The organism is Denitratimonas organivorans (genome assembly GCF_037478135.1).
In the GTDB taxonomy this organism is placed as follows: domain Bacteria; phylum Pseudomonadota; class Gammaproteobacteria; order Xanthomonadales; family Xanthomonadaceae; genus Denitratimonas.
Window position 1 is genome coordinate 246108 of record NZ_JBBHDV010000006.1, and the last position, 11339, is coordinate 257446.

General features: G+C 66.7%; 11 protein-coding genes. 9 read left to right on the forward strand and 2 right to left on the reverse strand.

What is annotated here, in order from left to right:
- The first annotated feature begins 182 nt into the window (after positions 1 to 182).
- The 6 genes from WDB66_RS08675 to rraA all read left to right on the forward strand — a co-directional run bounded on the left by WDB66_RS08675 (position 183) and on the right by rraA (position 7008).
- The gene (locus tag WDB66_RS08675; RefSeq protein ID WP_339398152.1) at positions 183 to 2810 is read left to right on the forward strand and encodes a DUF1631 domain-containing protein; all 2628 of its coding nucleotides are present in this window, start codon (positions 183 to 185) and stop codon (positions 2808 to 2810) included.
- Positions 2811 to 2820: 10 nt separating this feature from the next.
- Entirely contained in the window at positions 2821 to 3174 is a 354-nt protein-coding gene (locus WDB66_RS08680; RefSeq protein ID WP_339398153.1) for a PilZ domain-containing protein, read from the forward strand.
- A 164-nt stretch (positions 3175 to 3338) separates the two neighbouring features.
- Positions 3339 to 4649 (forward strand): Xaa-Pro dipeptidase, encoded by a 1311-nt coding sequence (pepQ, locus tag WDB66_RS08685; RefSeq protein ID WP_339398154.1) that lies wholly within the window; start codon positions 3339 to 3341, stop codon positions 4647 to 4649.
- A gap of 88 nt (positions 4650 to 4737) precedes the next feature.
- Positions 4738 to 5706 (forward strand): aldo/keto reductase, encoded by a 969-nt coding sequence (locus WDB66_RS08690; RefSeq protein ID WP_339398155.1) that lies wholly within the window; start codon positions 4738 to 4740, stop codon positions 5704 to 5706.
- A gap of 13 nt (positions 5707 to 5719) precedes the next feature.
- Positions 5720 to 6418, forward strand: a complete 699-nt coding sequence (gene rpe, locus WDB66_RS08695; protein ID WP_339398156.1) for a ribulose-phosphate 3-epimerase — start codon at positions 5720 to 5722, stop codon at positions 6416 to 6418.
- A gap of 92 nt (positions 6419 to 6510) precedes the next feature.
- Entirely contained in the window at positions 6511 to 7008 is a 498-nt protein-coding gene (gene rraA / locus WDB66_RS08700) for a ribonuclease E activity regulator RraA (protein WP_339398157.1), read from the forward strand.
- Positions 7009 to 7025: 17 nt separating this feature from the next.
- Here the strand turns inward: rraA and WDB66_RS08705 are convergent, their stop codons facing one another.
- A complete protein-coding gene (locus tag WDB66_RS08705) occupies positions 7026 to 7454 on the reverse strand; it encodes a pyrimidine dimer DNA glycosylase/endonuclease V (RefSeq protein WP_339398158.1) in 429 nt (142 codons plus the stop codon).
- A gap of 109 nt (positions 7455 to 7563) precedes the next feature.
- Here WDB66_RS08705 and WDB66_RS08710 point away from each other — a divergent pair, with 109 nt between their 5' ends.
- From WDB66_RS08710 to WDB66_RS08720, 3 genes are read left to right on the forward strand one after another with little or no spacing between them, the layout of a single operon-like run.
- Positions 7564 to 8148, forward strand: a complete 585-nt coding sequence (locus WDB66_RS08710; protein WP_339398159.1) for a GNAT family N-acetyltransferase — start codon at positions 7564 to 7566, stop codon at positions 8146 to 8148.
- Positions 8149 to 8158: 10 nt separating this feature from the next.
- A complete protein-coding gene (locus WDB66_RS08715) occupies positions 8159 to 8488 on the forward strand; it encodes a c-type cytochrome (RefSeq protein ID WP_339398160.1) in 330 nt (109 codons plus the stop codon).
- Positions 8485 to 8844, forward strand: coding sequence for a J domain-containing protein (locus WDB66_RS08720; RefSeq protein WP_339398161.1), 360 nt, complete (start codon positions 8485 to 8487; stop codon positions 8842 to 8844). The genes WDB66_RS08715 and WDB66_RS08720 overlap by 4 nt, the downstream gene beginning before the upstream one ends.
- 34 nt (positions 8845 to 8878) lie before the next feature.
- Here WDB66_RS08720 and WDB66_RS08725 read toward each other — a convergent pair whose 3' ends face one another.
- Complete coding sequence (locus tag WDB66_RS08725; protein ID WP_339398162.1) at positions 8879 to 11233, reverse strand: S9 family peptidase; 2355 nt, start codon at positions 11231 to 11233, stop codon at positions 8879 to 8881.
- Positions 11234 to 11339: the final 106 nt, after the last annotated feature.

Sequence of the window (11339 nt, forward strand, 5' to 3'; positions counted from 1 at the left end):
AGACCGTCCCCACATCACGCAAGCGGATGAAATGCAAAGGTTTGGGTGAATTTCAGTGAGAATCGCCGTGCTGGTTGATCTGTGATCCGTGTCATAGAATCCACAGGACAACCTGAGCAGGGGGAGCGGCCAGCATGCAGGGGCCCGCATCATTTTCGAAATCAAGCGCGCCGCTGGCGCGGGTGAAAATCGCCGAGCGCGATTTCTCCCGCCGCCAGAAGGCGTTGCTGGAAGGCATATTCGGTTTCTTCTCCGACGAATTCGCGCGCAGCCTGGAACAGATGCTCAACGAGCTTGAGCAGCAACTGTTCCGCAGCGCCGAGCAGGCGCGCAGCAACGAGGTGCAGCGCGCGCTGCTGGAAGCCCAGAAACGCATCCACGAACGCCGCTCCCAGGTCACGCCGCAATTCCTGGCGCAGGTGGAAACCGCGCTGGCGACGCTATCCGATCCGCCGCCGCCCAAGGTCGAAGACCAGACCCGGCCGCAGTTCTCGGAGCTGTCGCTGGTGGACACCAGCACCATGGACGAAACCGTGGCGCTGCGCGAGATTGCCACCCGTGGCGAAATCCGCAACAGCCTGTCGCTGTTCCTGCTCGGTCAGCGCATGGGCGTGGTCGCCGGGCGCCCGGCCTTCGATGCCGAACACCTGCCAGTCGGCCCGCACCGGCTGTGTCAGATGCTGCGCAGCGTGGTCGCCGGTTTCGATCTGGACGCCGAACAGTGCGGCCAGATCTACCGCCAGTTCGACCGCAGCGTGATGCAGCATCTGACCCCGTTCTACGAGGCATTGAACAACTACCTGATCCGTGAACAGGTGCTGCCGAACCTGACCTATGTGCCGCCGCGCAGCAAGCAGGCCGCCGCGCGCAAGCGTGCCCAGCAGCCTTCCGCGCCCGCGCCATCAGCACCACCCGCCGACACCGATGCCGGCGGCGAACTTCCGGCCGGCCTGCCGGACATGAACAGCATGCCGGCGCGCGGCGGCCGTGCCTTCCCGACCCCGCCGCCCGGCATGGCCGCAACGCCCGCAGCACGGATGCCGGCCTCGCCTGCGCATCTTTTCCCGCCATCTGCACCATCGGCGCCGCTGCCCGGCCCCGGCCCCGACGCAATGCCGCGCACCCCGCCAGGTTCTGGCGCTGGCATGGGCGCCGTGCCGGCAGGCGCAGCGCGCAAGGGCATGTTCCCACCCCCGGGCAGCATCGGCACCGGTGCCGCGCCGAATCTGCCACCCCATGCTACGCCGGACGCACCGGACACCGTGCCATGGAACAACCTGATCCCGTCCGGCCCGGCGCAGCAGGCCGCGCCGGACGCGGAACTGTTCGATACCCTGCGCCGCCTGCTGGCCGGGCGCCGCAGCCTGCTGGGCAAGCTCAAATCGCCGCTCGGCGGCGCCGCCAGTGCACCGCAGCAGGTCGCCAGCCCGGATCTGGTGCAGCAGTGTCTGAGCCAGATCCAGCAGGAGCTGGCCGGTGATACCGCACCGGCCGCTCCGTTGCCGTTCGCCCAGGTCAAGACCCATCTGCTGAACCAGTTGGCACGCACCGCCCAGGATGGCCCCGCGCCGACACTCAGCGACACCCAGGGCGACACCGTCGATCTGGTCGGCATGCTGTTCGACCACATCGGCCAGGAGGTCAGCCCGCAAAGCCCAGCCGGTTCGCTGCTGGGCCACCTGCAGGTACCGTTGTTGCGCGTGGCGCTGCAGGACGAAGGCTTCTTCACCGATCACCACCATCCGGCGCGGCAGATGCTCAACGCCATCGCCGAGACCAGCGCCTATCTGAGCAGCGACGACGAGGTCGACCGCAACCTGATCCAGAAGATGTCGCATCTGGTGCAGCGCGCGACGCAGGAGTATTCCGGCGACAACGCGCTGTTCAGCGATCTGATGTCGGATCTGACCAGCCACCTGTCCACCCAGCAGCGCAAAGCCGAAGTCAGCGAGCGCCGTCATGTCGAGGCCGCACGTGGCCGCGAGAAGCTGGAAATCGCCCGTCTCCAGGCCGAAGAAGCCATCGACGGCGTGCTTGAGGGCAAGGACGTGCCGCGCTTCCTGCGCACCCTGCTGGAGCAGGTCTGGACCGACGTGCTGGCGCTGGCACTGCTGCGCGGCGGTGAATCCTCGCCCGCGTTCCAGCAGCAGATAGCGCTGGTCAAGCGCCTGGTCGACGCCACGATGCAGCGTCATGCCTCTGGTCAGCCGGTGATCGAGCCGACCGAGGCCAGCCGCATGCGCGAGGAGATCGAATCCTCGCTCACCCAGGTCGGCCATGCCAGCGAGGATGCCAGCGAGGTGTCGGCACGGATGCTGGCGGCCGCGACCAGCGCCAGCGAGAACGAAGCCGACGCCGACCCGGCCTCGCGCACGGAACTGGCAATCAAGCTGCGCAGCCGCGCCCGCTTCGGCCAGGACGCCCAGGGTGGCCGCCAGGCCGAGGTCAAGACGATTCCCAAGACTGCGCCGCTGAGTCCGGAGGAAAAAACCTGGCACGACCGTGTCAAGCGTATGCCGTACGGCACCTGGTTCGATTTCACCATCAACCAGCAGGGCGACAGGGCGCGTCGCCGCATGTCCTGGTACAGCACCGTCACCGACCACTGCCTGTTCGTCAACCATCGCGGCCAGCGGGCCGGCGACTACACCCTGTCCTGGCTGGCACGCGAACTGGAGCGTGGCAACGTCAAGCTGGTGGAACCGGAGCGCGGCTCGATCGTGGACCGCGCCTGGAGCGCGATCATCCGCACCCTGCGCTCGTTCGCCGGGCAGGGCGCCCAAGCGCCGCAGGCGGCCACAGCCAAATGAGGACGCGCGCATGAGCAACGAGGAATACCGCCGCGCCAAGCGCAAGCAGGTGGCCGAGCGCATCGATGTCATCGACACCATGCTGGAAACGCCGATCGGGCTGATCGGCAACATCTCCGAAACCGGCATGATGCTGTTCACGACGCGTCATCTGGCCGACGACGCGCTGTTCCAGCTGCGTTTCACGCTGACCGATGCCGGTGGCAACCGCCGCGACATCAGCATCGGCGCACACCAGCTCTGGTCCGAACCGGCCAGCTCCCCGGGCCAGTTCTGGGTCGGCTTCCGCTTCATCGACATCTCGCCCGACGATCTGGCGGTGCTGCGCGTCTGGATCGATCTGCCCGGCGGCCAGTACGTCTGAGGTACGCGGCATGATGTTTCCCGCCCAGGCCACCAGCCCGGCATAGCCTGCCGGTGAGCGGAAGCGAACCGCAGCGCACAGCGCCGGACCGCGCACAGCAGCAACCCGCAGCCACGCCGGCTGCGGCACAATGACGGTTTCCGTCATTGATTCCAGGATCGTCCATGGACATCGGCGCACTCTACGCCCAGCATCTTTCCACCCTCCAGCAGCGCGTGGAAACTGCGCTGGCGCGCAGCGGCCACGATCATTTGCTGATCGCGGCCGGCGTGCCGAAGTACCACTTCCTGGACGACCGCGATTACCCGTTCGCGATCAATCCGCATTTCCTGCAGTGGGTACCGCTGCCGCAGCACAGCCACGGCTGGATCGTGCTGACGCCGGGTCGCCGCCCGGTGCTGGTCTACCACCAGCCGGCCGATTACTGGCATGTCGCGCCGAGCGCGCCGGACGGCTTCTGGGTCGAACATTTCGACATCCACGTGATCCGCGAACCGAAGCAGGCCAGCGCCTTCCTGCCCAAACAAGGCCGCATCGCGATCATCGGCGAGGCCGATGCGGCGCTGGACGGCTACACCCCGGATAATCCACAGAAGCTGCTGGACTACCTGCACTACCACCGCGCCTTCAAGACCGGTTACGAACTGCACTGCCTGCGCGAGGCCTCACGCATCGCCGCGCGCGGGCACCTGGCCGCCGCCGCCGCCTTCCGCGAAGGTGCATCCGAATACGCGATCAACCGCGCCTATCTGGGCGCCACCGGCCAGAACGATGTCAACGTGCCCTACGGCAACATCGTGGCGCTGAACGAACACGCGGCGGTGCTGCATTACCAGTACCAGGACATCGAAGCGCCGGCGCAGTCGCGCTCGTTCCTGATCGATGCCGGGGCACGCTGCAACGGTTATTCCAGCGACATCACCCGCACCTGGGGCAATGGCGATGCGCGCTTCCAGGCCCTGATCGACGGAGTCGAAGCGGCGCAGCTGGCGCTGGTCGAGCAGGTCCGCGACGGCCGCGACTACCGCGATATCCACGTCGATGCGCACCTGCGCCTGGCCGATGTGCTGCAACAACTCGGGCTGGTGCGCATGACGCCGGAATCACAGCTGGAAAGCGGCATCAGCGCGGTGTTCTTCCCTCACGGCATCGGCCACCTGCTCGGCCTCCAGGTGCACGATGTGGCCGGCTTCGCAGCCTCGGACGAAGGCGGCATGATCGCGCGCCCGGACGGCCATCCCTTCCTGCGCCTGACCCGCACCCTGGCGCCAGGCATGGTGGTGACGATCGAGCCGGGCCTGTACTTCATCGACCTGCTGCTGCGCGAGCTGCGCGCCGGGCCGCACGCCGGCGCAGTGGACTGGGACGCGGTCGAATACCTCTCGCAGTTCGGAGGGGTGCGGATCGAGGACGATGTGGCCTGCACCGCCGATGCCCCGGAAAACCTCACCCGCGACGCCTTCGCCGCGGTCTGAGGCACAGGCAGCGGCATGACCTTGGACCGCATCTGCGCGATCATGGGCACAATGCGGTCCGCAGCGCCGCTTCGAGCCTGAGCCTGCCATGAGCCAGAACCTCCGTCCGCTGGGCAAGACCGGCCTTCACATCGGCCCACTGGTGCTGGGCGGCAACGTGTTCGGCTGGACCTGCGCGCGGCGCGAATCCTTCGCCGTACTCGATGCCTACGCGGCGCTGGGCAACGGCCTGATCGACAGCGCCGATGTCTATTCGCGCTGGGCACCGGGCCACCAGGGCGGCGAATCGGAAAGCATCATCGGCGACTGGATCCGCCAGCGCGGCCACCACAACGATGTGCTGATCGCCACCAAGGTCGGCTCCGACATGGGGCTGGGCCACATCTGCCTGCGGCGCGAACACATCCTGCGCTCGGTCGAGGATTCGCTGCGCCGCCTCGGCGTGGACTGCATCGATCTGTACCAGTCGCACTGGTTCGACAAGCGCACGCCGCCGGAGGAAACGCTGCGCGCCTTCCAGCACCTGCTCGAACAGGGCAAGGTGCGCGCCATCGGCTGTTCCAACCACAGCCCGGCGCAGCTGATGGAAAGCATCGAGGTGGCGCAGGTCTACGGCCTGCCCGCCTATCAGGTGCTGCAACCGCAGTACAACCTGATGGCGCGCGCCGGTTTTGAGGGTGAATTGCGCGGCATCTGCCAGCGCGAGGAACTGGGCGTGATCGCCTACCACGGCCTGGCGTCCGGCTTCCTCAGCGGCAAATACCGCCACCCGGACGATGCCCGCGACAGCGCGCGCGGCGACGCGGTGCGCCAGCATCTCGCCAATCCACAGGGCGCTGCGGTGCTGGCGGCTCTGGATGACATCGCCGCACGTCACCTCGCCCGCCCGGCGCAGGTGGCACTGGCCTGGATCATGGCCCAGCCGGGCATCACCGCACCGATTGCCAGCGCCACCAGCACCGCACAACTGGAAGAACTGGCCGGCGCCGCCGATCTGGGTCTGGATGCCGACGATCTGGCCGCCCTGGATGCAGCCAGCACCCCGCCTTCTGCCTGACACCGGAGTTCGCATGACCACCCGCTCGATCATCGCCCCATCCATCCTCTCGGCCGACTTCGCCCGCCTCGGCGAGGAAGTGGAAGCCGTGCTCGCCGCCGGCGCCGACTGGGTCCACTTCGACGTGATGGACAACCACTATGTGCCCAACCTGACCATCGGCCCGATGGTCTGCCAGGCACTGCGCAAGCACGGCATCACCGCGCCCATCGACGTGCATCTGATGGTGCAGCCGGTCGATGCGCTGGTGCCCGAATTCGCCAAGGCCGGCGCCAACACCATCAGCTTCCACCCCGAAGCCAGCGCGCACGTGCACCGCACCATCCAGCTGATCCGCACACAGGGCTGCCAGCCGGGCATCGTGCTGAACCCGGCCACGCCGCTGGAAGTGCTGGACTGGGTGCTGGACGACATCGACCTGGTGCTGGTGATGTCGGTGAATCCCGGATTCGGCGGCCAGACCTTCATTCCTTCGGCGCTGGAAAAACTGCGCCAGATCCGCGAACGCATCGACCGCAGTGGCCGCGACATCCATCTGCAGGTGGACGGCGGCGTCAAGATCGACAACATCGGCGAAATCGCACTGGCCGGCGCCGACACCTTCGTCGCCGGCTCGGCGATCTTCGGCGCCGACGACTACTCCGCCACGATCGCGGCGATGCGCGAGGAAATCACACGCGCCCGCAACCGCGCGTACGGCTATTTCACCTGATCTTTTTTTACCTGCTTCTTTACATTCCCTCTCCCTCGCTGGCGGGGGAGAGGGAGCAAACCCTGAAATCCACGCCAACTCCAGAGCCGCCGATGAACACCACGCCGCTGGCCACCACCGATCTGTGCGACGCGCATGAGAACGCGATCCACGTCATCACCCTGCCCTGGCTGGATCTGGGCGGACGCCGCGCCTTCCACGGCCTGGTCACCACGATCAAAGCCTTCGAAGACAACTCGCGGGTGCGCGAAGCCGTGGCCGAAGCCGGTCACGGCCGCGTGCTGCTGGTGGATGGCGGCGGCTCGCTGGCACGCGCGATGCTCGGCGATCTACTCGCCGCCAAGGCGGTCGAAAACGGCTGGGAAGGCATCGTCATCCATGGCGCGATCCGCGACAGCGCGGCGATTGCGCAACTGGATCTGGGGGTCAAGGCGCTCGGCCGCTGCCCACGCAAGACCGAGAAACTCGGCGACGGCCACCGCGATGTCACGCTGGAAATCGCCGGCATCACGGTGCAACCGGGCCAGTGGCTGTACGCCGACGCCGATGGCGTGATCGTCAGCGACACCGCGCTGCACGAAGTGGCCTGAGCCGGCCGGATCCAGCCCTAGACTTTCTCCCACTCCGCCACCGGCCCGGGCTCGGGCACGAACAGCGGATGGCATTCCGGCTGGGTCACTTCTTCCCAACGCGCCAGCACCTGCGGGCTGCGCACGGCGAGCTTGGCGCGCAGATGCTGCCATTCGTAATCGAGCTGGCCGCAGCTCACCGCGATCGTGGCGCTGCGCGCCTCCGGATCGAACTTGCTCGCGTCAAAACGATAGCCGCGCGCCGTCGCCTCGGCATGCACTGCGGCCAGATAGACATCAATCGCCGCAGCCGGATCGGGCTGGGCCTGAAACCTGCGCAACTGCGGATGATGCCGATAACCGCGCGTGAGCCCGTGCAGCACCTTGCGCGCCAGCAGCGTCTCGCGCCACAGCGCGACCAGCCCGGGCGGATCGAGATAACGGGGATGCAGGGACCACACGCGCATCGTGAATCTTCCAGCCTGGATAACGCAGCATTCTGCCAGCCGCACGTGGTCGCGCACCATTCGCGACGACACTGCACGGCACGCGCATATCCGGCATGCTGCAACGCTCATGGAACTGACCACCACCATCACCGCGCCGCACTCACGCACCCTGCTGCTGCGCCCGTACCAGCCGGATGATGCGCCGGCGCTGCATGCACTGGTGCAGGCTTCGCTGGAACACCTGTCGCCGTGGCTGCCATGGGCGCACTCCGGCTATGCGCTGGACGAAGCCCGCGCCTTCATTGCGCAGGGCGCGCAAGACTGGCGCACCCGCAGCGGGTTTTCCTTCGGCGTGTTCAATTCCGCCAGCGGCAGTCTGCTCGGCGGCGCTGGCCTGAACCAGCTCAACCGCCTGAAATGCAGCGCCAACCTCGGCTACTGGATCGGCAGCGCCTTCCACGGCGAGGGTATCGCCAGTGCCGCAGCCGCCTGCGTGGCCGGTTTCGGTCTGCGCGAATGTGATCTTGCGCGGGTCGAGATCGCGGTCGCGCCCGGCAACCACGCCAGCCGCCGCGTCGCGGAAAAACTTGGTGCCCGTTTCGAAGGCCAGGTGGAAGGACGCATCCAGCTGCGCGAAGGGCCGGTCAGCGCGCTGCTGTATTCACTCTGCGCCGCGCCGCTTGCCGCGCCGCGCTCCGGGCATCGGATATAGAATCGCCGCCATGCTCGCGTTCCTGCTCACCACTCTGCTTGCCGCCGCCACACCGGAACCGGCTCCCGCCGCCGAAGCGGCACCGGCCAAGATCGGCCTGTGCGTGGCCTGCCACGGCAGCGATGGCCGCAGCCGGATGCCGGCCGCACCGCATATCGGCGGCCAGAACGAGGCCTATCTGGTCTGGGCGCTGACCCAGTACCGCGAAGGCCGGCGCGAGGGCGATGTGATGAACAGCGTCATCGGCGTACTGAACCGGCGCGACATCGAAGCGTTGTCGCGCTGGTACGCGCGCCAGACCTGGCCGGCGATCGTGCAGGACGAGGCCGACGCACCATGAATTTCATCGGCAAGCGTTACTACGGAAAAATCCTCGGCGGCCTGCTCGGCTTCGTACTGCTGCGCCACCCGATCGGGCTGCTGATCGGCGCACTGATCGGCCACGCCTTCGACGCCGGCTGGCTGCGCCGCTCGCGCGGACGCTCGGCGCTGGACGAGGCCTATGTGGTGCTGGACGTGCCGCGCAACGCCAGCAACGAAGCCGTCGACGCCGCCTACCGCCGGCTGATGTCCAAATACCACCCGGACCGCGTCGCCGGCGCCGCGCAGGAAATCCGCGAACTGGCCGAAGAGCGCGCCCGCGCCATCAACTCTGCCTACGACACCATCTTGGATGCGCGCCGCTACGGCGGATGAAACCCGTTGCGGCGCGCACTGAAGCAGCAGTCGTTCAGTTCTTCAACCGCCGCTCAAACAGTTTGAAGATCCGCCGGTACTGGTCCAGCCAGGCATCGGCGTACACATAGCCGTGCCGTTCCAGCGGGTAGCTGGCCAGTTCCCAGTCTTCCTTTTTCAGCTCGATCAGGCGTTGCGCCAGGCGCACCGAGTCCTGGTAGAAGACGTTGTCGTCCATCATGCCGTGCGCGATCAGCAGGTCGCCTTGCAGCCCCTCGGCGAAAAAGATCGGCGAGCTGCGCCGATACGCTTCGGCTTCGATGTCCGGAGTGTTGAGGATGTTGGCGGTGTAGCCGTGGTTGTACTGGGTCCAGTCCGTGACCGGGCGCAGCGCGGCGCCGGCGTGGAAGGTGTCCGGTGCCTTGAACATCGCCATCAAGGTCATGAAGCCGCCATAGGAGCCGCCGTACAGGCCGACGTTTTCCGCATCACCCTGATGCTGTTCGACCAGCCAGTTCACACCGTCGATCAGATCCTGCAACTCCGGTTCGCCCATATGGCGGTAGATCGCGGTGCGCCAGTCGCGGCCGTAGCCTTCGGAAGCGCGGAAGTCGATGTCCAGCACCAGATAGCCCTGCTGCACCAGCAGGTTGTGGAACATCTGTTCGCGGAAATAGTACGGATGGCGCGCATGCGTGTTCTGGGTGTAGCCGGCGCCGTGCACGAACAGCACGATCGGATATTTCTTGCCCGGCTCCAGCGTCTGCGGACGATAGAGCTTGGACCACAGCGGCGCGTCCACCTGCGAGGACGGCACCTGCTCGAAGCGCGGCGGCAGCCACTCGATTGCCTTGAAGGCCTCACTGCGGGTGTCGGTCAGCACACGCGCCTGGCCGCCATTGGCAGGCACCACGGCCAGCTGCGTCGGCATATAACTGCCTGACCAGCGCACCAGCAGCTGGTGCCCGTCAGGCGAAAGCTCGAAGCCTTCGACGCCATCCAGCGCGGTGATCTCGCGCACCTGGCCCTTGCCGCCGATGTCCTTGGCGCAGACCTCGTAATCACCCGGCCAGGCGCGGTTGCAGAGGAAGTAGAAACGGCTGCCATCGGCGGAAAGCTGCGGCTCGGAGGCTTCCCATGCGCCCTTCGTCAGCGCCCTGGCTTTGCCGTTCGCGGCGACGGTGTACAGATGCGAATGGCCGCTTTCCTCGGACAGCAGCCACAGCGTGCGGTTGTCCGGCAGCCAGCCGAAATCGTTGAAGTTCCAGTTGATCCAGCCCGGATCGGTCAGGCGATGCAGCGGTTTCAGCGCAGTCTTGCCGGCCTCGACCGAGGCGATCCAGCGGTCCTTGTTGTCGGTGGCGCGCAGCATCACCGCCGCACGCGAACCGTCGGCGGCGAAGCGGATCGCGTCGATGCGCACCAGACGCTGACCGGAAAGCGCGTCCTTGCCGGCGGCCTTGCGCAGTTCGGCCAGCGGATCGGCATCGATGCCGGGCAGCGGGTCGAACGGCAGCGCGGTCTGGCTGCGGCTGGCCAGATCGATCAGCACCAGCGCGTGGCCGCCAGGCGGATTGCGCCCGACGCGGGTGCGCACGTCTTCCACTTCCTCATAGCCGGATTCGGTGACGTACAGCGGCATCTTTCCGCCCTGACCGCGCTCGTGCTTCTTCTGTTGCGTGACCGCCAGCAGCCAGCGCCCGTCCGGGCTCAGCGCCGAGTTCGACACGATCACGTCATCGCCCAGATACAGCGGCGCCGGCGCACGGCTGGCATCGAGGCTGCGCAGTTCCAGATCGCGTTCGCGCTGGCTGTCCCTGTCGGCCTTCTGTTGCGCCAGCGTGGTGAACAGTTCCAGTTGCAGCTCGCGCAACGCATCGGCCTTGGGCTCGGCGGCGGGATCCTTTTCCGCCTTCAGCACTGCGACCTGGGACACCAGCCGCGATGCCGGATCCACCGAGAACCAGTCGCTGCCACGACGGAACTGCGCGCTGGCACCATCGGCGGAAAACTGCGGTGCGCCCACCGCATCACCGCCATGGCTCAACTGCACCAGCGCGCCATTGCGCAGATCGCGCAGAAAAAGATCGCCATTGCGCACGAACAGCGCGCGGCTGCGTTCGCGGTCGTAGACCGGCGCGCGCGCATCCAGCGTGGCCAGCTCGCTGTCCTCCAACTTGCGCGTGACGCCATCGGCCAGCGTGGTGATGTACAGATCACGCAAGGGGCTGACTTCGCGCTTCTGCGCGTGGATCACGCTGCCACCATCCAGCGCCCAGAACGGCGATTCGACCGGCGCCCCGATCCAGTCCGGATCGGCCATGATCTGTTCCAGTGTCAACGGCTGCGCGGCGAGTGCGGCCATCGGCAAAAACAGCGCCAATGGCGCCAGGAAATTCAGTCGTAACAAGGCGGTATTTCCTTCAGGAAAAACACCAAGTTTAGCCCGCATATTTCATGAGATCGCAGAAAAGTGCCCCGCAAACCTCACCAGATTGCCATCTGATCCATGTTTC